Raw genomic sequence first — 21,524 nt, 5'->3', positions numbered from 1 at the left:
AAAATCATTGGAATATCTATTGATATAGCTAATATATTCTTTCATAATTTAAGATTAAAAAGGATAGATATCTTGATAGATTTCTATCCGTTTTTAATCTTCTTAAATTGACGACATTGCACTAATTAATTAGTGGCTTTTAATTTTGAATAACTTTGTAACAAATAATTTATAACAATTATATTATTAATTTTAAAACCTAACTATTAATAATCATTCTAATCTATAACAAACCATCTTATACCTTCTTAAACAATATTTATTAATAATACATCATATCTAATAACTTTTTTATAATTTTTTAAAGCATATTTCTATATATTATTACAATAAGGATATAATATTTACATTTTTATAATTTACATGATAAACTATTTATAGCTTTTATATAACAATCTCCTATGATTTTTAATATCTAGCTACCAAGCTAAGTATTATCATTGGTGTTTTTTCATAGATATTAAAACTTAATTCTAATTTATTAAAAGTAACATTATGTAAAAAAAATTGGAGGTAATTAGATAATGAAAGTAACATCAATTAGTATCAAATTAATGTTAGTATTCTTACTATTACTAAGTGGCTGTTCCACTAATAAAGAACACAAAAAATCTCAAGAACAATCACCAACAAAACAAAAAACCTTTACATTAAACAGTTCTAGAATTCAAGTAAATCAATATGCAACAATTAACTATTTAGATTATGTTAGCGGAAATACCGATGCAATCGAATATAACACTATTGATACTTCTAAGCTAGGAACTTATGAAGTAACATACTCACTAGAAGATACTACTACTAATTCAAATCAAGAAGCTAAAACAATGATCGTTGATGTTGTTAGAACATATGAAAATGGAATTTTCAATCCAACTGATCTTACGCCTGAAACTATAACTAATCCTGAAAGCATTACAGCATTAGTTAATAAAACACATCAAATCCCATCTGGTTGGGTACCTAATGATTTAGTTGAAGTTGCCGGTTCTAGCCAACAATTAAGAAAAGAGGCTGCTGAAGCTTTTGAAGCATTTTATCAAGCAGCCAAGAATCAAGGAATTACTTGTTATATAATTTCTGGATATAGAACAAATGATGCTCAAGCCCTATATTGGCAACGACAAGTAGAAATATACGGGGAAGAATATGCTTCTTTATATAGTGCTTATCCAGGTAGAAGTGAACATCAGTTAGGATTAGCAATTGATATATCTAATCAATTAACTGGTAATCGTTTAACTGAACAAGTTGCTAATAGTGATATTGGAAAGTTTATTGTTAGTGATGGTTATAAATATGGCTTTATCCTAAGATATCCTCAAGATAAAATTAATATCACAAACTATGGTTATGAACCATGGCACATGCGTTATGTTGGTAAAGAAACTGCTGAAAAAATCCATCAAAGCACTCTTACATTTGAAGAATATATCGAAATGAATAGTGTAAAAAAAACTGTGTAAGTTGAAAGTTAATAACTCAACTTCACAGTTTTTTTACACTCTCCTCTAGCCTGTTTAAGTATGACTGTAATTGTACATTGATTGTCAAAAAATATAATCATATTTTTCTAGCAATAAATAACATTTAACACACTTTTCTTGAAAAAAACGATTTAAATTAATATTTTCTCCAAACCATTTTATTGACTACTCCAGTATATGACTGAATTAGTTTTACTACTTTTGTACTTACATTTTCTTCTACATAATCTGGTACTGGTATTCCTAAATCATTGTCCTTATTCATTTCTACTGCTGTGTCTACTGCCTGTAATAATGATTTTTCATCTATTCCTGCTAAGATAAAACATGCTTTATCCAATGCTTCCGGTCTTTCTGTACTTGTTCTTATACATACTGCTGGAAATGATCTATTGATACTTGTAAAATATGAACTTTCTTCTGGTAATGTTCCACTATCACTTACTACTGCAAATGCATTCATCTGTAGATTATTATAGTCATGGAATCCTAATGGTTCATGCTGTATTACTCTAGGATCCAATTTAAATCCTGATTCTTCTAGTCTTTTCTTGCTTCTTGGATGACATGAATATAATATTGGCATATCGTATTTTTCTGCCATCTTATTAATGGCATTAAATAATGATAAAAAGTTCTTTTCGGTATCAATGTTCTCTTCTCGATGAGCACTTAGTAATATATATCCGCTTTCCTTTAAATTAAGTTTTTCTAATATATTAGATGCAGTTATTTCATCAATATTATTAGACAATACTTCTGCCATTGGTGAACCAATCACATATGTTCGCTCTTTTGGCACTGAAGAAGCATTCAAATATCTTCTTGCATGTTCTGTATAGCACAAATTCACGTCACTTGTAACATCTACTATTCTTCTATTTATTTCCTCGGGTAAATTTTCATCAAAACAACGATTACCTGCTTCCATATGGAATATTGGTACTTTCAATCTTTTTGCAGAAATGACACTCAAACATGAATTTGTATCCCCTAAAACAATTAATGCATCAGGCCTAACTTCTTTGATTAATTTATAAGATTTATTTATCACATTACCCATTGTTTCACCCAAATCATTACCAACTACACCTAAATAATAATCTGGTTTACGTATACCTAATTCATTGAAAAACACCTCATTTAATTCATAATCATAATTTTGACCTGTATGTACAATAATATGGTCAAAATATTTATCACATTTCTTCATAATGATAGACATTTTAATGATTTCTGGTCTTGTGCCTACTATAGTCATTAATTTCAGTTTTTTCATGCCAATATGTACTCCTTATTTAAAATAATGCATATATAAATTCTTATGATTATCTATCCACTCTATCATTTCTTTTATTTGTTCTTCATACGAAGGAACAATAAAGTCAAAATCATTTCTAGTCCCATATAAAGATTTATCATGCTTGATTCCATCTACCTTGTTAATCTTGAGACCCTTACAAGTATATTTATTAAATAATGTTAATAATGCATATTTGTTAGTAACTTTATTATTAACCAAATTATATAACCCTGTTAAATTTTCATAACTTGCTTTATGCATTGCTTTAGCAAGTGTCAGTGTTGTCACTCCAGTCCATAATGATTTTTCAAAACCATTTATTTCACCATCTTGTTTCATGAACCAATTAAATAATCCTATTCCGTTTTCATTGATATCTGGACCAATTATCGAATTTCTAAAAGTAAGATTTTTTTTATCGTTCAATTCGCCAAGAGCCTTTGTTTTATCATAATAAGTTTCACCATCAGGATTATCCCTCTCAGTATAATGGCCTCTTTTACCTGAAAATACACAATCAGTACTCATATGTATTATTTTTGTTTTCATATCTTTAGTTACTTTTACTAAAAAATGAGGTAAATAAGAATTTAATAAAATTGCTTTATCAATATTATTTTCAGCCACCTGATTTAATAACCCAATACAATTAATTACTATATCATAATTACCATTTCCAATAAGAGCATTTAAATCATCAAAATTAGTAGCATCCATAACATAAGTCTTACAATATGATAAATCTCTCATTTCTAAACCTTCGACTACTTCGCCTTGCTCCTTTAAATAATGGACAATCATATGACCAGCCATACCACCTGCTCCAAGAATAAGATATCTCATTATTTTTCCTCCCAAGTAATTAACTCTTCTTTTACAAGCTTTACCTCTAATAATTTTTCTTTAACAGCTTCCAATGACATTAACTTTGTATTGTTTGAATTAAATTCTGATAATTCATTCCTACTAAGATTGCCTTTAGTAAAATATTTATCATAGTTTAGATCTCTTTTATCGATTGGTACTCGATAGAAGTTTCCCAAATCTATTGCATTAGCACATTCTTCATTTGTCAGTAATGTCTCATACATCTTTTCCCCATGTCTAATCCCTATTACTTTGATTTCGTTATCGGCATTAAATAGTTCTTTCACTGCATGTGCTAAAATTCCAATAGTACATGCTGGTGCTTTTTGAACAAAGATATCACCACTTTCTCCATGTTCAAATGCAAACAATACTAAATCTACTGCTTCTTCTAGTGTCATGACAAATCTTGTCATTGTTGGATCGGTTACTGTTAGATCATTTCCTTCTTTTATCTGGTTAATAAAAAGAGGTACCACACTACCTCTTGATGCTAAGACATTTCCATATCTTGTACACATGATACTCGTTTTATTTGGATCAACTGTTCTACTTTTAGCTACAATTACTTTTTCCATCATTGCTTTACTTGTTCCCATTGCATTTACAGGATATGCTGCTTTATCGGTTGATAAACATACTACTCTTTTAACTCCACATTCAATTGCTGCTGTTAAAACATTTTCAGTACCTAAAATATTTGTCTTAACAGCTTCAATTGGAAAGAATTCACAACTAGGAACTTGTTTCAATGCTGCTGCATGAAAAATGAAATCAACTCCATGCATAGAATTTTTGATACTGTTGATGTCTCTTACATCACCGATATAAAACTTAAGTTTATAAAAAACATCAGGATATTTAGCCTGATACTCATGTCTCATATTATCTTGTTTTAATTCATCTCTAGAAAATACTCTGATTTCTTTGATATCTGTTTCTAGAAATCTATTTAATACTGCATTACCAAAAGATCCAGTTCCTCCAGTAATCAATAATGTTTTATCTTTGAATAGTGTCATAAAATTTTCTCCTCTCTTATCTTATTTTCAAAATATTTGTCTAACCATATTTGTTGTAATACACAATAAGGTAAAAGTATTATTGCATTAGTCCAAACAACTATACTCCAATTATTAATATATTTAGAAATCAACAATATAAATATAAATTTAAATATTGTTCCTAATGTATAACATATAGTTTGCAATCTCATTTTTGCTAGGCCACATACTATTGTCGATAACATGCTACTATAAACAAATACACTACCAAAACATGCAAAAGACAAAGCAATGAAATAATCAATTCGTATTGATCTATCTCCTAACCATATGTCAAATAATATTTGCATAAAAGGAATTAATAAAAATTCAAAAATAATTATTAAAAATCCAATTTTTTTAATTTTTTTATATAAATCATTTAACCAAACCCATTTTTTCTCTGTCATTGCTTTTGTTACAACAGACCAAATTGGTGTCATAGCCAAACTTACCACCGTCGATATTAAACTAGTTATTTTATAATAAAAAGTATACTCTGTAGTATACTCTGGTCCAAACAAGTTTGTTATTAAAAATTCATTAGTATTAATTATTAGCATATATAAGATCTGGCAAATAAAAAATATACCACCAATACTTAATACTATCCTAATATATTTCTTCTCAATATACTTTACACTTGGTTTACAATCTTTTAAATTTGTAGAAAAAATAACGATTCCACCAATGACAATGGGTAAATTTGAAAATATCATATATGCAATAGAAAGATTGATTAGCGATTCTGCCATACTATCAAATCTAAAGATTAACACAAATAATAATTGCAAAACACTAATACACAATGTCAAAAAATTATTTATTGAAGATTTTTGCATTGCATAAAAAATTGCGCTAATTGAGGTTAATATTAATCTCAATATAATCGCAAAAAGAATAAATAATGTTGATATATATAATGTTTCAGTTGAAACTATACTTTTAGAAATATTAAAAAGAGTATTAAGGTCAATAAATGATAAAAGAATAATTCCAATAACAAATATCACAAAACTCACTATTATTGAAATAAACAGTCCAGATGAAATTATATATTTAGATTTTATTCTATTATTTTCTGATAATGCAATTGTCAAATTATTCCTTATTCCATTACCAATACCCAAATCAAAATTTAAAAACCATGTAAGAACTGATAGCATCGTATACCAAACTCCTAAAATTTCATTATTATTAAAATATGAAATGAACGCAGGTGTAGTCATTAAAGATATAACTAAAGCTAATCCTTTAATAAAAAAAGCAAAAAATGTATTTTTTAAAACAATTCTATCATTATCATTTATTTCTTTTAACTTTTTTGAAAAAATATTCATTACAGTTGTTTTCTCCTTAACTCAGCATTGGTACAATCTACAGCTTTATTGATATCTGGTATATTATAATACTTTTTGACTTCTCCTTTTTTTCTTAGTAATCTTCTAAATACTCTTTTAACAAATAATAAATATTTATAGTAGTTACCTAAAAGTAATAAGCGAAACTTAGAAAAGCCATATGAACTTGCGTGAGAAATAATCTCATTAGAAAATTGTGGATATTTTTTTAGACAGATTGCATCTAAAACATCTATTCTAAATTTATCCTGTTCTTTCTTAGCGTTAAAATCATTTAATGCATGCAATACCGTATCCGCCCAAATGCTTTCGACACTATATATTTTAGGAACTTTTTGAGCCCAAATATATCCATCATGCCCAATAAAATGTGGAGCATCTTCTAATTTTCCTGTATGCTTACCTGTTGCTGAATTTGCTGACCCACTTTTCAAACAAATACCAGAAACTGTAACCGGAAACTCTACTTTATATACTTTTTCACAAATAAGTGATAGAGCTGTAGACATATAAATATCTGGTGTTAAGCCACTAAAATAGTTACCTGTCATTTCTTTAACTTGATCCAAAATAGTTTTCTTTATGATTCCATGATATATTCTTGGCAAATCTAAGCTTTGATATTCTTGTCCACCTTTATTCATTAAATCATGCAAGCCCTTTGAACAATCAATTAATTTGCCTTTATTTTTTATATAAGATAAACATAAATATCCATTTTCACCACCTTTAACAATTGGATGTTCTGATGGCCAAATATATACTGAATTCAATCCAGGAATAAGTGCATCTATTCTGTTGGCTTTTATATACTTTGTAGCTTTTATAATATTAGGCAAAATTCCATCATCATCTCCTATCATACAAACATATTCTCCAGATGATAATGATAGTGCTAAACTAAAGTTATCTACAAATGACAAAGTTTTATCACAATAATTATATAGAATATCATCACATTTTAGTTTCAATATTTCTTCTTTTAGTTTATCCTCATCGCTATTATCCTGAATAACTATTTGCAAATCTTCTAGTTTCAAAGAAACTATTTGTTTAACTACTTCTATACAATACTTTTGTCTATTCTTTGTTGGGATAACTATAGAGATCAAATATTTATTCATTTTCATTCACACCTTCTAATATTCATTCTATCTTTATAATACTGATTCATCATCATTCCAATAAACATCCATAGCATAACATCACATGCATACGAGAAATAACATACCTCAAATAAAGAGTTAACATATATAATCATAATCATTACATAATAAATACAATTACACTTTTTTAATATATACCTTCCTTTTTTCTCTAAATTAATAAACGCAATTAAATAATTAATTGCACCAACTAGTCCACACTTATATACAAGATCTAATATAATATTATGTGCTCCTGATCCAATGCCAGATAAAGACTTCATTCCAACTCCGAAAAAAAGATTATTATTGAAAGTTTCTTTTAAGATTTCAATCCATCCATCAATTCTATTACTTGATAATGAATTTAATGTAATATTATTTTGACCAGTAGTATATCCACCTAATAACGTTAATATATCTGCATCGTTTAGTAACAAAATAATAATCAATATAAATAATATTAATAGCAGCATTCTTTTAATATATCTATCTTTATGTCCGTCCATAGATTTATAAATAAAAAAAACAACTAACATAAATGTTAAAATTATTCCACCCCGTGACTTAGTCAATACTATTGAAACAGAAAATAATATTATTAAAGTAATCTTAAAAATAGTTTTAATACGAACGAAAAAAATTAATGTGAGAATAGGAATTAATATTGATGCAATAATATTTGTTCCACCATATGGAATAACCATGGCAGATTTGTATCTTAAATCCAAATAACTATACTCCATATTAAAAAAAGTATATATAACTTGTAAACAAATTATTATACCAAAAAAAATAATACTTTTTTTCAAAAAAATTTGCTGCTTATTTGTTATAGTAACATTAATGTATAAAAAATATGTAACAGCACTACTCAATGTGATAGCATAATACCAAAAATAATCTGATGCAGTAGAATCATAAAAGAAAGGAAGTGCATCTAGCACGCACTTGATTAATAGACATTTTAAAATAATATCAACTTTTATTTTATTATTAATATTTAATAAAATAAAAAAAATAGAGCTTAAAACCATAATACAAAAATGAATTACAATTACATGTCCTTCGATAAATGGTACCACCATATCTTCAAAATCTGTTGCTCCATTATAATTTACAAATGCAAATAAAAACAATGTAATCAAATGATATATTATTAGATAACTTTTAATATTTATTTTCATTACTCATCCTGTAAGATTTTATATAACCTAATATAATTATTCACCATTGTCTTTTTTGCATACGTATCTATCTTATTTATATCAAACTGTTTATTTAACATTTTCATACATGCTTTACATAATTCATTACAATTACCATATTCGACAAATTCACTATATTCTTTTAACGCAATCATTTCAGGTGCTCCGGCCTTGAATCCTACAATCGGTGTTCCACAACTTAGACTTTCAGCTGTTACCATTGAAAAAGTTTCCTTTTTACTTGTTAATAAAGTTAAATCTGCCATAGAATAATATTTTGCTAATTCTGTCTGATCTGATATGGGACCTAAAAGAATAACATTATCTGGAACAGTTATTTTTTTTTCATATGGACCAGCTACTATAATTTTTACATTTTCATTTATCATCAATTTAGCTAACTCTATTACATAATAGCCTCCTTTAATATGATTAGGATTATCATTAAAAAAAGGAGTTACATGTAAAATTATTTTTTCATTAGATAAGTTGTTTTTTTTCTTTAATGACAATGTCTCATTATCATCATAATTGTGAAAAATACTAGTATCTAATCCATTCATAACAACAACATGCCTAAAATCTTTTAATGCATATGATTGTTTTGCTCTTTTCATGAGCCATGGTGAAACAGAAGCTATAATTATTTTATCGTTATCGAAACCATTAAATGCTTTTATCATACGTTTCCACATATAATTTGTTCTATCAAAAAAAATAGAATGAAATTCTGTTTTTAGTTTGTCACAATTATAACAACCTTGTTTGCTCACCCATTTATTACAATCTAATGAATGTCCACATCCTCCTGTATACATGAACTCAGCATGTAATGTAAGTACTGTTTTTATTTTATTTTTTTTCAACCATTCAATGAGCCTATATATATTAACAAAATACCCATTAAGACAGTGAATATGTACTATATCCGGCTTCTCTTTTTTAATAATATTCACTAATTTTTGTGTAGAAAAAAAGAACCTAGCATAAGGTACTCCAGAAATATTAGCTATAAAGTGATTAAAATGAGAATAAATCTCGCCACATACTTTATAAACATTATCTTCTTTTATTTTTTTTCCTCTTCCATAACAAACAACAGATTTTTTGTTCAAATTTGTTAATACATTGTGAATATCATACATTATTTTACCTGTACTACCATTTTTATAAACAGAGTTTATTTGAAGAATTTTCATACAACACCTTCTTTATTAATAATATCATTTAAATACTTTTCCAATTTTTTTCCATTAATATAAGCATTGTGATTTTTTTTGACAATTTCATCTGCTTTTAATACATAACTATTTCTTAGTTCATCATTCACCATTATTTTAATGATTCTATCTTTTAAGTTGTTTTTATCTGTTATTACATATGCACAATCATTATTAATACAATATTCAGTGAGAGCAATATCTCTAGGTGCTACTACCATCAAACATGTATCACTATTCAATATATCTGCAATTTTTGTAGAAAAGGTGTATTTTACTCTATCTATATATTCACCTGTAATATCTTCAACATGTAGAGCTACTTTGCTTTTAGATACAATTTTAGAAACTTTTGATGAGTTAACATAACCATGAAATTTTATACTATTAATAAATTTAAAATTATTTATAATTTCTTGATCATCACACCCTGAAAAAATATCTAATTTATATTTCCCATTTAAATCGTCTAGAACTTTACCTATCTCTATCAAAGTTTTCCATCTTCCTAAAGAAAGATTCCCTAAATATACAAAATCATATTCTTCTTGCATCTTTTTCTCTTTTATTAGAGTAGGTACTGATAAATATGATATAGTATTTGCTGATGGAAATAAAGATTTATAATCGTCTCGCATTAGATCTGTAATAGTAACAATGTTGGCATTTTCTGATAAATATTTATTCATTTTTTTCTTTATCCTATTGTGTTGAACTTTATAAAAAAAACTTTTTGTTTTCGGTTGGTAATAATAATAGTCATCAGTATAAAAAAACACAGCCGGAATATTTTGCATTTTTGAAATATATTTAGTAATACTATATATAAAAAGAGATTGACCTGGAAAAACAATTAATATTTCAGGATTTTCTTTTTTTACCCAATTTTTTAGTGAATCGGTTTTCCACTTACCAATTTTCCAAATTATATCTCTAAATAATAAAATATTTTCTTTTGTATTTATATTTTTAGTTTGGCTTTTTTCCCTAATTATTTTATTTTTATATGAATTCACTTCATCAAAAGCAACTTTTTTTCCAATATTTTTTCTATATACAATATTTCTTAAAACCATATTATCAGATAATAAGAACCAACTGGTGCATACATTTTCATCTGGAAAAGACGATTTAATATACAATTGACATACTTGCACATTGGAGATATTTTTAATAATTGACTTTATAGTTAATCCCATATTCGTTAATGAATTTGTACAGTTATGACTAATAATCATAATTTTCATTTTATCATTCCTTTTACCAATATTTATACTGTATCTATCTGGATTAAAATAAATTTATTAAAAAATCATTGTTATAAATAGCTAATTATATGTTAAATACTTTTAACATAATACAAGAATTTAATTATACTTAGATAAAACAATTGATTATTAATAAGTTATTTGCATAAACAGCTATTTAATCTCTTTCATATAAATCCCTTGTATATACTTTATCTCTTACATCTTTGATTTCTTCTGTAACTCTATTTACTACTATTACATCACACATCTTTTTAAATTTACCTAAATCAGTAATGACCTTACTATTAAAGAACGTTTTCTCTTTAAGTGTTGGTTCATATACTACAACTTCTATACCTTTAGCTTTTATCCTTTTCATGATTCCTTGGATTGCACTTGCTCTAAAATTATCTGATCCACTTTTCATCGTTAATCGATAAATTCCTACAACTTTCGGTTTTCTATCAAGTATCTCTTGGGCTATGTGATCTTTTCTTGTTGTATTTGATGATACTATTGCTGATATTAAGTTTTCTGGTACATCTTTGTAATTAGCTTTTAATTGCTTTGTGTCTTTTGGTAAACAATATCCTCCATATCCAAATGATGGATTATTGTAATGATTACCAATTCTTGGATCTAAACAAACCCCTTCAATGATTTGTTTTGTATTTAACCCTTTAACTTCAGCATAAGTATCTAATTCATTAAAATAAGCTACCCTTAATGCTAAATACGTATTTGCAAACAATTTTATTGCTTCTGCTTCTGTACTGTCTGTAAATAAAATAGGGATATCTTCTTTGATAGCCCCTTCTTTTAATAATTCAGCAAATAATTTTGCTCTTGCACTTTGCTCACCAACAACTATCCTTGAAGGATATAGATTATCATATAGTGCTTTTCCTTCTCTTAAAAATTCTGGTGAAAAAATAACTCTATCTGTATTAAACATCTTATTTACTTGTTTGGTATAACCTACAGGTATTGTACTTTTGATAACAATAAACGCTTTAGAATTATATTCCAAAGCTAATTTAATAACACTTTCTACTGCACTAGTATCAAATGAATTTGTTTTATCATCATAGTTAGTAGGTGCAGCTACTACTATGATATCTGCATCACTATATGCTTCTTTAGCATCAATAGTTGCATATAGATCTAATTTTTTGTTTAATAAAAAGTCTTCTATTTCTTTATCTTTAATAGGAGACTTTTTATTATTAATCATATTTACTTTTTCTTCTATAATATCTATTGCTACAACATGATTATGTTGTGCTAATAATGTAGCGATACTTAATCCTACATATCCTGTTCCTGCTATTGTTATGTTCATTATCATACCTCTTCTTAATCTAGATAGAATAAAATCAAAAACTTTTAACAAACTTTATTAACTATTCCTTTCAAAATCCAATAAATTACTAAATATAAAGAATAAAAAATATTCAGCCTTTCAAAATTTCTATATATTTCCCAATGATATTTAATAAGTTTAATCTTATTACTCGAAATTGATCCAGCGACTACCCTATGACTTCCCAAAACTTGATCAATGCATTGCAAATTATTGCTTTTCTTAATAACATCTAACCAAAGTATATAATCGTTTCTTCGTTTTATATTTTTTGCGTATATTTTTCCCAATTTAGAAGCATCATATATTACAGTAGAATTTCCTGGACAATTCTTTAATAATTCATAATAATTAGCCAATTTCTCATATTTAATAATCTTATTTAACGATTCGCCTGTTTCATTTATTTTATCGTAATATGTGCAAGTAAAATCACAGTTATTAAGGGACATATAACTAATTTGAATTTGTAATTTATCACTTTTCCATAAATCATCACTATCTAAAAAAGCTATATATTTACCGTTTGCAAGTTCAATACCTTTATTTCTAGCTAACGCTGCTCCACTGTTTGTTTTTTGATGAAAATACTTTATTCTAGAATCTTTATCAGCGTAATTTTTTATTATATTAGCGGTATTATCAATAGAACAATCATTTACTATCATTAATTCCCAATTTTGATAAGTTTGATTTAATACTGACTCAATACTTTCACCAATATATTTTTCTGCGTTATAAGCAGGCATGATTATACTTACTAAATCTTCCATCAAATTATCCCTCCGTTATTCGTATTGAATCAATTAAAGAAAAATAATTTACATTAAAATTCCTTTCATAACTCATATTCCCAAATGCTTTATTACACATTCTACCAATCTTTCCTGGGAATTTAGATAATATAAAAACAAATGGATTCAATAACTTTGTTAGATGAATATTCTTTCCATTTACTTTAGCTATCTCCTGTACCATCTTTGATGTTGATACATATTCTTCATTCTGTGGAAAATAAATTCCGCTATTTTCCTTATCAATACATTCCTTTATGAAATAACATAAATTACCTATAAATAATATGCTTCTTTCATTTTTGATATCTGGAAATATTGGTAATTTTTTGGCCAGTTTTGATAACATCTGATAGTTGCCTTTGCTTCCCGGTCCATATATCATTGGTGGCCTTAAGATACATACTTTAAAATTATCATCACCTAATGTTTTTAGTTTTATTTCTGCCTGTAATTTACTGTCACCATAAAAATTAGCTGGTTCTAGTTTAGTATCTTTGGTTATTACCTTCTTCTTTCCATATGGGGCACTTTCACCGTAAACTATAATTGATGACATATAGATAAATTGTTTAACTTTCGATTCTTTAGCTTTAATTGCTGTTTCATAAGCTAGATCACAATTAACTGTATAATAAAGCATCTTTCTCTCTTCACTTACATGTCCAATATCAGCATGAGCTATCCCTGCAACATGAAAAATTGAATCATATCCACTAAAATCGTATTCTTTCCAGTTTGGATCAAGCATATCCAGGGTATTTATCTGATAATCATCTGGATAGTTTTCTTCGATATACTTTTCAAACGATGTACCGATATAACTATTAGCTCCAGTTATTAATATTTTCTTCATGTTATATCACCATCTTTTTTATGTAATTCTCCAGTTCCTCCTTCAACTACTCCATCAGATTTAATAACTGACAAAATAGTTCCAAAGAAGCATTTAACATCAAATAAAAAAGAGATACGTTCCACGTATTCTCCATCTAATCTTGCTTTCACTGGTATTTCTAACTCGTCTCTACCATTTATTTGTGCCCAACCGGTTAATCCTGGTCTTACATCATTAGCGTGATACTTATCCCTTTGAGCCACTAGATCATCCTGATTCCAAAGAGCTGGTCTTGGTCCAATGATTGACATCTCACCTTTTAGAATATTAAGTATCTGTGGTAATTCATCCAAAGAAGTTTTTCTTAAAAAATGACCAGCTTTAGTAATATACTGATCAGGATCTGCTAACATATGAGTTGGCATATCTTTTGGTGTATCAATATACATCGTTCTAAATTTATAAATATTGAAATATGTTTTATTGATGCCAACTCGTTTTTGTTTAAATAATATTGGTCCTTTACTATCTAATTTTATCCAGACACATAAAATTAAAAATACTGGACTTAATACTATCAATCCACAAAGCGATAAAATAAAATCAATAATTCTTTTTATCCCCTTTTTATACATCCATTATCCCCTTTCTTCGATAATATTCTTTCTATCAATAACCATTGAACTACCAATAGTTTCAAATGATTGAATATGTGTTTTTGGTCTAATCACACAGTGCCCATATATTAATGAAAATTTATCAATGACTGTATCATGATGAATGATTACATTACTGCTAATAATCGATCCTTCTTTTACTACTGCTTTTGATTCAACTGATGCAAATGGAAAGATAACTGTTCCTTCTTCAATAATTGATTCTGGTGAAATAAAAGACATTGGATCTATCAAAGCGGTAACAGTCAAATTCATTTCTTTACATTTTTTAGTTAGTTGATAACGCATTTGATTATTTCCGATTGCTATAAACACTTCATCATGATCATTTTTATATTTAGATAAATCATTTATTTTACCTACTACGTAATTATCATTTGAATTATCATCTAAAAAATGAATCGTATCATAAAGATTCATCCGCTTTGCAATATCAAAGCAGCATCTACCATGACCTCCAGCTCCAATTATTAATAACTTTTTCATCAGTTTGATACACCTTCTTCCTTAGGTTTATAAGTTGGTACGATGTCTTTTACTAATAATCGAACATCACTGGTTTCTTTATAAACTGCTTCTTTTAAGTTTGTTAGTTTATTAAAGAAGGTTGTTTCATCTAATGCGATTGGTTTGCCAATGTGAATTAGATGATTTGGTGTATTCTGTAACCCTTCTTCTTTCATTAACAATTCTTCATATAATTTTTCACCCGGTCTTAATCCAGTATATTTAATCTTGATATCAACATCCGGTTCATATCCTGAAAGTTTAATTAAATTACGAGCCATATCTGCTATTTTTACCGGTTCTCCCATATCCAAGATAAAGATCTCACCACCTTTAGCATAGGCCCCAGCTTGTAAGACTAAAGAAACAGCTTCAGGTATTGTCATGAAATATCTGATAATATCAGGATGTGTTACGGTTACTGGGCCTCCTTCTTTAATCTGCTTTTTAAATAATGGAATAACCGATCCGTTTGACCCTAAAACATTACCAAATCTTACTGCTACATATTCTGTTTGCGACTGTTTATTGTAACTTTGAACAATCATCTCACAGATTCTTTTAGTAGCACCCATGATATTAGTTGGATTTACTGCTTTATCTGTTGATATTAAAATAAATTTCTTAGTTTTATATTTATCAGCAGCTTTTACTACATTCAATGTTCCAAAAACATTATTTTTAACTACTTCATTAGGACTATCTTCCATCAACGGTACATGTTTATGTGCTGCTGCATGGTAAACAATATCAGGTTGATATTTTTCAAATAATTTATCCATTTTTTTAGAATTTCTAACTGAAGCGATGATTGTTTCTAAATTAAGGTTAGGATATTTATGTTTTAACTCTAATTGAATGTCATAGGCATTGTTTTCATAAATATCAACAATAATTAACTGCTTAGGACCACTAGCAGCAATCTGACGGCATAGTTCACTGCCAATCGAACCACCGCCACCAGTTACCATTACTACCTTACCAGTCACATAACGAATGATATCTTCAATATTAACCTTAATAGGCTCTCTACCAAGCAAATCCTGTATTTCTACATCTTTAAAATCACTAATATGAATATCACCGTTGATCATCTGATAAATACCTGGCAATTTTTTTATCTGACATTTTGTTTCTTTACAAATATTTAAAATATTGGCTACTTCTTTTCGATTACCAGAAGGCATTGCTAGTAGCATCTCCTCAACACCAAACTTTTTAGCTGCTTCAATGATTTTTTCACGACCACCATAAACAGTTACATCATGAATTCGACGTCCTTGTTTTGATTTATCATCATCAATAAAACAAACAACTTTTTTGTAAACAGAAGGATTATAAGTAATCTCCTGATAAGTCTTTTCCCCAGCTAAACCGGCTCCAATAATCATTACTTTTTGTAATTCACGTCGGCTTTTAGGGACAATATGCGATTTATACATTCGAATAAAACGATATGAAAACCTTGTTATTCCTAAACATAACGTTAATAATAAAAAATACAAAAAATAACATGCTTCAGGTAAATCCTTGTTAGCTATTTCAAAAATAACTATATTAACCAAACTACAAAGAATCGATGACGTTATGACATTAAACAACTCGGTTACCGAAGCAAACTGCCATAAGCTTTTATACATTTTCATTAAAAACAAAATAGCAATATTTAAAATAATCACTATCAATAAGACGCTATTGATATTGCTGACATATGTCTGTTCTAATAAACCCTCAAATCTAAGTATCAAGGAACCATACAAGGAAAAGATGATACTTAATATATCAACAATAATTAACATTAATTGCCTTACCCTCAATTTCCTAATATCCATTTTCTTTCCCAAATATTAGATCCTCACAGATCTATCACTCTTCTCTCCCTTCACTTATTTTTAAACACAAAAAAGAACATAGTCTCCCCTTACCCCAAGGGAAGACTATGTTCAAATTATAAAATGTGCGGTAAACCAGCTACATTTATCTAATTTTGCTTGTAATTTCCAATCCGGCAACAAACCTGCGATCCATAAATTCTAAATCTAAAGTCGCTAGTTTATTGTGCTTGTCCACTTTTACAATGTGATCTTGATAATGAACTAACGGTCCTTTGTATATTTTAGCTCGTTTATCTTCAATAAATGCTTGGGACATTCTTAAGATACCTTTGCTATCTAACATATACTCAAACATTTTAATTTCATCATCTCTTAACGCACTTACATCAGCTTTTTTTAATTCTTTAATCAAACCTTCTTTAGGCTCTTTAATATTAAAAAGAAATTGGTCAAAATCTAATTGCTCTAAATTACTTCTTACAAAAATATAGCCTGGAAACAATGGTTTAATTGCATTACCTTTTATATCTCTTCGATAATACTCATACATTGGTATAAAAGCGTCTAAACCTTTTTTTCTTAAAAGTGAACACAATTTATCCTCTTTAACAACTAAAACAAATAATACATACCAGTTCATTAATTCACCTAAGACTTACTAGTAACTTCTAGAGGAACCTTAATCATTCGTCCAAACAAACTACCTAAAAAAGCAGTTCTTTTATGACGATCAATTTTTTTAATCATTTCCTCTTTTCCCATTAACGGTCCTTCTTGGACAATTAATTTAGAATTAACTATTACTCCTGTTGAATGTACAATTGAATGATCTTCATTTAATAATGATTCCAAAAATTCTTTTTCCTCATTACTTAAAGACATCACTGATTGTGTATCATTTTGCAATACTTTCATCGTAGAGCTTAGATTACCCTCTAATTTACTTACAACATCATAAAACTCTTTTGAATCAAGATTTGTTTCTACAAAGATATAATTTGGATACATTGGCTTTTCTATAAACATTTTCTTACCATCTTTTTTCCAAAAGCGTTCCGACTTAACAATAAAAGCTTTCATATCGGGTTGTTTGTTGAACCAGACCAATAAATCCTTAATTTTTTCATTATTTTCAAAAATAATATACCAATTCATCCAATTCCCCCTTAAAATATATAGTAGCTCCTAATCATAAAATTACATAAATTAAAATACTCTACGAACAAGTAAATTTTAATTGCTACGATAGCATTCTAGCATTTATTTTAATAAAATGATAGGAAAATCGTGTAAAATTTTAATTTTAGCCATATTTTTAAGAAAAAAAGTAAAAATTTGACTTATATTAGATACTTTTTTATTTTATTTTTGGTCAATTTGTGGTCAGGAGAAATAATTATAAGAAAGGAGTAAGAGTTATGCCCAGAAGAGGAGAAAATATTTTTCATCGTAAAGATGGTAGATGGGAGGCGAGATATGTTAAAGAAATAACAAACGATAATAAAAAGGTTTATGGAAGTGTTTATGCTAAAACATATAAGGAAGTAAAGTTAAAGAGAGACAGAATATGTGTTGCTTTAGCTAATGGAAATCTTGTTATTAGTAAAGATACTTTAGGTTTTTATATTCGCCAATGGTTAAAGTTTCACAAAGTCCGTTTCAAAATTTCTACTTATGTAAAATATTATAGTGTAGTAGATAATTATTTATTACCTTATTTTGATAAAATTCCACTAAAGGATTTATCCAGTCGTCATATAGATGCTTTTACTAATAGTTTGTTAACTAAAGGTAAAAATGGGAATCCGTTATCTTCTAAAACAGTAAAAGATATTTTATTAATTTTAAAAAATGTATTTAAGTTTATTCAAACTGAATATAATATTAATATAAATATTAATATTGTTTATCCTCATAACCCCAAAAAGGAGAGTAGAATATTAACTAAGGCAGAATTTATTAATCTAAACAATGTTTTATTACAAGATATTGATCCTAGTAAATTCGGGGTTTTAATCGCAATGGCAACTGGTATCAGAATTGGAGAACTTTGTGCTTTAAAGTGGAGTAATATTAATCTTGATGAAGATTATTTGTACATTGAAAAGACCATGCAGAGAATTAAAAATTTAGAAGGTAATGGTCCTAAAACAATAATAATAGAACAGTCACCAAAAAGTGCAACTTCTATAAGAAAAATACCAATTCCAAAAAATCTAATTCCTTTATTTAAAAAGTTTAAACAAAATGATGATTGTTACTTATTAACAGGTAAACCAGATAAATTTATCGAACCACGGGCATTAGAAAAAAAGTTTAAAAGATATATAAAATTAGCAGAGATTGAAAGTGCTAATTTCCATATGTTAAGACATACATTTGCAACATTATGTATTGAAGAAGGTTTTGAAATCAAATGTTTAAGTGAAATTCTAGGCCATAGTGGTTCACAAATAACATTGGATCGTTATGTTCATTCATCATTTAAATCTAAAAAAGATTGGATAGATAAATTCGCAAGTATTAATATTTCTAGTCATTGATTCTTGTCAGTTTCTTAAAGTGCTTATTTAACTAAGCACTTTTTTTAGTGGTCTATGATTATTTTACTCTACGACATTTTTATTTTTCCACCTTTTTTAAATTTTATACAAAAAAAGGCAAAGTAGTATTAAAAAATTTTTATACTATCTTTACCTTTATAAAAGCCATCAATACATAAGTATATTCTTATCATCCGGTAAGGTATTGCACCCTTTTAAACCATATTTTCTGCTTCTCAAAATGATTCATATAAATTATCTGGTTGTATTTAAATAATAACACAAATGTCCAAATTGGTCTATAAAAAATTAAAAATATAGACTATTATAACCATCTGTTTTAATAATAATTTATCTAACTATATAATATAAATACTTTTCAAAAACTAAAATTACTTTTTTTGAAAGATAATAAAAATATTGTCGATTCAACAATAAAATGTTAAAATATAGAAAAGTAAATAGATGACTTTGAGCATATTGTAAAAATATTACAGAGTGAAAAAGCTGATTACTAACTGGAATATACCAGATTTTTACATATGTTAATGAGGTAAGGATCAAAAATAAGCTAATATTTAGTTTATTTTAGGTTCTTACCTTTTTTGTTATTTAAAGGAGACTAGAGAAATGAAAAAAATAAGACTTAATATTACTGATTTTAAAACAATTATTGATAATGATTACTACTACGTTGATAAGAGTTTATTAATTAAAGATGTTTTGAATGAAAAAGTTGTTTTTTATATTCGACCTAAAGGATTTGGTAAAAGCTTAAATATGAGTATGCTATACTATTTCTTTTCCATAAATGAAAGTAACAATAGTTATTTGTTTGAACAATTAAAAATATCACAAGATAAAAAAGCTAAACTTCATCAAAATAAATATCCAGTAATTGCCCTATCATTTAAAGATTTAACAGCTAATAATTTTAATGATATGATCATTGGCTATCAAAATATACTTAAAACCTGGTTAAAAAATAATATTGCTAATTACAAAAAAGAAGCCACTCTATATAATCTCACTACAGAAAATATATCTATTATTGACCTATCAAACTCTTTATCAACCATTAGTCAATATTTAAAAGATTACTACCATCAAAATGTAATAATTCTAATTGATGATTATGATACCCCATTATATTTCAGTTCATTTAATCACTATAACGACAAAGCAGAACAGTTTATCAATAATCTAATCAAACACACAACTAATAATAAAGCAATATTCAAAGCTATCTTTACCGGTAGAACAACTTTAAAATACGAATACTGTTATATTTATAATTATCAAAACAATACTATTTTTACTCCTTCTAAAAATATATATTTTGGATTTAATGAAGAAGAAATAAAAAATTTACTACAAGCATATCAGCTAATATCTAAATTACCAGATATTAAAAAATATTTTGGCGGTTATTATTTTTCCAACCAATTATTATATCATCCTGCTTGGGTCATGACTTATCTTAGAAATCCTAAAAATTATGAAATTAATGTCATTGAAAATGATTTTTGGATCAATGATCTTTTAACAACAAAAAGTTTTTTAATAGAAACAGAATTGAATAAATTACTTTCAAATAGAACAATAACTAAAAAAGTTAATCAAAATATCTCATTTTCAAATCTAACATTTCATAACAATATCTATATTTATTTTATATTTAATGGATTACTTACTTTGGATGGCAGTGTCAATAATTATCTAACGATCCAACATTTAAAATTACCTAATCTTACTACGAAAATGCAATGTTTAAACATATATTATCACTGGTATCAAAATTATATTATTAGTAAACGTGAAAAATTTCTTTATGCCTTATTTAATCACGAAACAAATACTATCCAGGAAATATTCATTAAAATCATGAATATCTCATTTGTACCGCATGTTTACAATATTGAATATTATCAAGGTTTACTAGAACTATTATTGGGTCCATTAATGCAAAAATCCAGCAGTCAGCCGATGTGGCGTCGTGTAATTGTACCAGAAAAATTAACATTTAATAGTTTACATCTCGTAATTCAAAAAATATTTGCTTTTGAAAATTGTCATTTATATG

Annotated in this window: 19 protein-coding genes; 3 read left to right on the top strand and 16 right to left on the bottom strand. The window is 27.2% G+C overall.

Annotation, left to right across the window (positions count from 1 at the left end):
* Nucleotides 1–524: 524 nt before the first annotated feature.
* Complete coding sequence (locus tag B5E92_RS12415) at nucleotides 525–1,466, top strand: D-alanyl-D-alanine carboxypeptidase family protein (RefSeq protein WP_087302673.1); 942 nt, start codon at nucleotides 525–527, stop codon at nucleotides 1,464–1,466.
* A 157-nt stretch (nucleotides 1,467–1,623) separates the two neighbouring features.
* Here B5E92_RS12415 and wecB read toward each other — a convergent pair whose 3' ends face one another.
* The 16 genes from wecB to B5E92_RS12335 all read right to left on the bottom strand — a co-directional run bounded on the left by wecB (nucleotide 1,624) and on the right by B5E92_RS12335 (nucleotide 18,053).
* Entirely contained in the window at nucleotides 1,624–2,766 is a 1,143-nt protein-coding gene (gene wecB / locus B5E92_RS12410) for a non-hydrolyzing UDP-N-acetylglucosamine 2-epimerase (protein WP_087302671.1), read from the bottom strand.
* Nucleotides 2,767–2,781: 15 nt separating this feature from the next.
* Nucleotides 2,782–3,633, bottom strand: a complete 852-nt coding sequence (locus tag B5E92_RS12405) for a sugar nucleotide-binding protein (RefSeq protein ID WP_087302669.1) — start codon at nucleotides 3,631–3,633, stop codon at nucleotides 2,782–2,784.
* A complete protein-coding gene (locus tag B5E92_RS12400) occupies nucleotides 3,633–4,679 on the bottom strand; it encodes a polysaccharide biosynthesis protein (RefSeq protein ID WP_087302667.1) in 1,047 nt (348 codons plus the stop codon). Before B5E92_RS12400 ends, B5E92_RS12405 begins: the two co-directional genes overlap by 1 nt.
* The gene (locus B5E92_RS12395; protein WP_087302664.1) at nucleotides 4,676–6,040 is read right to left on the bottom strand and encodes a lipopolysaccharide biosynthesis protein; all 1,365 of its coding nucleotides are present in this window, start codon (nucleotides 6,038–6,040) and stop codon (nucleotides 4,676–4,678) included. Before B5E92_RS12395 ends, B5E92_RS12400 begins: the two co-directional genes overlap by 4 nt.
* A complete protein-coding gene (locus B5E92_RS12390) occupies nucleotides 6,040–7,191 on the bottom strand; it encodes a glycosyltransferase family 2 protein (protein WP_087302662.1) in 1,152 nt (383 codons plus the stop codon). The genes B5E92_RS12395 and B5E92_RS12390 overlap by 1 nt, the downstream gene beginning before the upstream one ends.
* Nucleotides 7,188–8,393, bottom strand: coding sequence for an O-antigen ligase (locus B5E92_RS12385; protein ID WP_087302660.1), 1,206 nt, complete (start codon nucleotides 8,391–8,393; stop codon nucleotides 7,188–7,190). Before B5E92_RS12385 ends, B5E92_RS12390 begins: the two co-directional genes overlap by 4 nt.
* The gene (locus B5E92_RS12380) at nucleotides 8,393–9,613 is read right to left on the bottom strand and encodes a glycosyltransferase (RefSeq protein ID WP_087302658.1); all 1,221 of its coding nucleotides are present in this window, start codon (nucleotides 9,611–9,613) and stop codon (nucleotides 8,393–8,395) included. The genes B5E92_RS12385 and B5E92_RS12380 overlap by 1 nt, the downstream gene beginning before the upstream one ends.
* Nucleotides 9,610–10,881: a glycosyltransferase gene (locus tag B5E92_RS12375; RefSeq protein ID WP_087302656.1), complete on the bottom strand. Its 1,272-nt coding sequence runs from the start codon at nucleotides 10,879–10,881 to the stop codon at nucleotides 9,610–9,612. Before B5E92_RS12375 ends, B5E92_RS12380 begins: the two co-directional genes overlap by 4 nt.
* A 178-nt stretch (nucleotides 10,882–11,059) precedes the next feature.
* Nucleotides 11,060–12,226, bottom strand: coding sequence for a nucleotide sugar dehydrogenase (locus B5E92_RS12370; protein ID WP_087302654.1), 1,167 nt, complete (start codon nucleotides 12,224–12,226; stop codon nucleotides 11,060–11,062).
* Nucleotides 12,227–12,270: 44 nt separating this feature from the next.
* On the bottom strand, nucleotides 12,271–13,020 hold the full coding sequence (locus tag B5E92_RS12365) for a glycosyltransferase family 2 protein (RefSeq protein ID WP_087302652.1): 750 nt from the start codon (nucleotides 13,018–13,020) through the stop codon (nucleotides 12,271–12,273).
* A 4-nt stretch (nucleotides 13,021–13,024) separates the two neighbouring features.
* Complete coding sequence (locus B5E92_RS12360; RefSeq protein WP_087302650.1) at nucleotides 13,025–13,897, bottom strand: NAD-dependent epimerase/dehydratase family protein; 873 nt, start codon at nucleotides 13,895–13,897, stop codon at nucleotides 13,025–13,027.
* On the bottom strand, nucleotides 13,894–14,514 hold the full coding sequence (locus B5E92_RS12355; protein WP_087302648.1) for a sugar transferase: 621 nt from the start codon (nucleotides 14,512–14,514) through the stop codon (nucleotides 13,894–13,896). The genes B5E92_RS12360 and B5E92_RS12355 overlap by 4 nt, the downstream gene beginning before the upstream one ends.
* A 3-nt stretch (nucleotides 14,515–14,517) precedes the next feature.
* The gene (locus tag B5E92_RS12350) at nucleotides 14,518–15,042 is read right to left on the bottom strand and encodes a hypothetical protein (RefSeq protein WP_087302646.1); all 525 of its coding nucleotides are present in this window, start codon (nucleotides 15,040–15,042) and stop codon (nucleotides 14,518–14,520) included.
* Nucleotides 15,042–16,862, bottom strand: coding sequence for a nucleoside-diphosphate sugar epimerase/dehydratase (locus tag B5E92_RS12345; RefSeq protein WP_239406466.1), 1,821 nt, complete (start codon nucleotides 16,860–16,862; stop codon nucleotides 15,042–15,044). The genes B5E92_RS12350 and B5E92_RS12345 overlap by 1 nt, the downstream gene beginning before the upstream one ends.
* Nucleotides 16,863–17,040: 178 nt before the next feature.
* Entirely contained in the window at nucleotides 17,041–17,538 is a 498-nt protein-coding gene (locus B5E92_RS12340; RefSeq protein ID WP_087302642.1) for a transcription termination/antitermination NusG family protein, read from the bottom strand.
* An 8-nt stretch (nucleotides 17,539–17,546) separates the two neighbouring features.
* Entirely contained in the window at nucleotides 17,547–18,053 is a 507-nt protein-coding gene (locus B5E92_RS12335; protein WP_087302640.1) for a transcription termination/antitermination NusG family protein, read from the bottom strand.
* Nucleotides 18,054–18,316: 263 nt separating this feature from the next.
* Between B5E92_RS12335 and B5E92_RS12330 the strand changes: the two genes are divergently transcribed.
* Complete coding sequence (locus tag B5E92_RS12330; RefSeq protein WP_087302638.1) at nucleotides 18,317–19,441, top strand: site-specific integrase; 1,125 nt, start codon at nucleotides 18,317–18,319, stop codon at nucleotides 19,439–19,441.
* A 630-nt stretch (nucleotides 19,442–20,071) separates the two neighbouring features.
* Nucleotides 20,072–21,524: AAA family ATPase (locus tag B5E92_RS12325; RefSeq protein WP_087302636.1), on the top strand; the 1,453-nt coding region annotated here is incomplete at its 3' end.

Origin of the sequence: Erysipelatoclostridium sp. An15, assembly GCF_002160675.1 — a bacterium.
Classification (GTDB): domain Bacteria; phylum Bacillota_I; class Bacilli_A; order Erysipelotrichales; family Coprobacillaceae; genus Thomasclavelia; species Thomasclavelia merdavium.
Note: the sequence above shows the minus strand (reverse complement) of the source record. Positions and strands in the feature narration are given on the sequence as shown.

What these genes read in the sequence shown, in the direction of transcription:
- B5E92_RS12375 (WP_087302656.1), bottom strand. Translation starts at nt 10,881, where the DNA reads ATGAAAATTATGATTATTAGTCATAACTGTACAAATTCATTAACGAAT.
- B5E92_RS12345 (WP_239406466.1), bottom strand. Translation starts at nt 16,862, where the DNA reads ATGTTAATTATTGTTGATATATTAAGTATCATCTTTTCCTTGTATGGT.
- B5E92_RS12365 (WP_087302652.1), bottom strand. Translation starts at nt 13,020, where the DNA reads ATGGAAGATTTAGTAAGTATAATCATGCCTGCTTATAACGCAGAAAAA.
- B5E92_RS12340 (WP_087302642.1), bottom strand. Translation starts at nt 17,538, where the DNA reads ATGAACTGGTATGTATTATTTGTTTTAGTTGTTAAAGAGGATAAATTG.
- wecB (WP_087302671.1), bottom strand. Translation starts at nt 2,766, where the DNA reads ATGAAAAAACTGAAATTAATGACTATAGTAGGCACAAGACCAGAAATC.
- B5E92_RS12330 (WP_087302638.1), top strand. Translation starts at nt 18,317, where the DNA reads ATGCCCAGAAGAGGAGAAAATATTTTTCATCGTAAAGATGGTAGATGG.
- B5E92_RS12380 (WP_087302658.1), bottom strand. Translation starts at nt 9,613, where the DNA reads ATGAAAATTCTTCAAATAAACTCTGTTTATAAAAATGGTAGTACAGGT.
- B5E92_RS12355 (WP_087302648.1), bottom strand. Translation starts at nt 14,514, where the DNA reads ATGTATAAAAAGGGGATAAAAAGAATTATTGATTTTATTTTATCGCTT.
- B5E92_RS12400 (WP_087302667.1), bottom strand. Translation starts at nt 4,679, where the DNA reads ATGACACTATTCAAAGATAAAACATTATTGATTACTGGAGGAACTGGA.
- B5E92_RS12390 (WP_087302662.1), bottom strand. Translation starts at nt 7,191, where the DNA reads ATGAAAATGAATAAATATTTGATCTCTATAGTTATCCCAACAAAGAAT.
- B5E92_RS12370 (WP_087302654.1), bottom strand. Translation starts at nt 12,226, where the DNA reads ATGAACATAACAATAGCAGGAACAGGATATGTAGGATTAAGTATCGCT.
- B5E92_RS12350 (WP_087302646.1), bottom strand. Translation starts at nt 15,042, where the DNA reads ATGAAAAAGTTATTAATAATTGGAGCTGGAGGTCATGGTAGATGCTGC.
- B5E92_RS12335 (WP_087302640.1), bottom strand. Translation starts at nt 18,053, where the DNA reads ATGAATTGGTATATTATTTTTGAAAATAATGAAAAAATTAAGGATTTA.
- B5E92_RS12395 (WP_087302664.1), bottom strand. Translation starts at nt 6,040, where the DNA reads ATGAATATTTTTTCAAAAAAGTTAAAAGAAATAAATGATAATGATAGA.
- B5E92_RS12385 (WP_087302660.1), bottom strand. Translation starts at nt 8,393, where the DNA reads ATGAAAATAAATATTAAAAGTTATCTAATAATATATCATTTGATTACA.
- B5E92_RS12405 (WP_087302669.1), bottom strand. Translation starts at nt 3,633, where the DNA reads ATGAGATATCTTATTCTTGGAGCAGGTGGTATGGCTGGTCATATGATT.
- B5E92_RS12360 (WP_087302650.1), bottom strand. Translation starts at nt 13,897, where the DNA reads ATGAAGAAAATATTAATAACTGGAGCTAATAGTTATATCGGTACATCG.
- B5E92_RS12415 (WP_087302673.1), top strand. Translation starts at nt 525, where the DNA reads ATGAAAGTAACATCAATTAGTATCAAATTAATGTTAGTATTCTTACTA.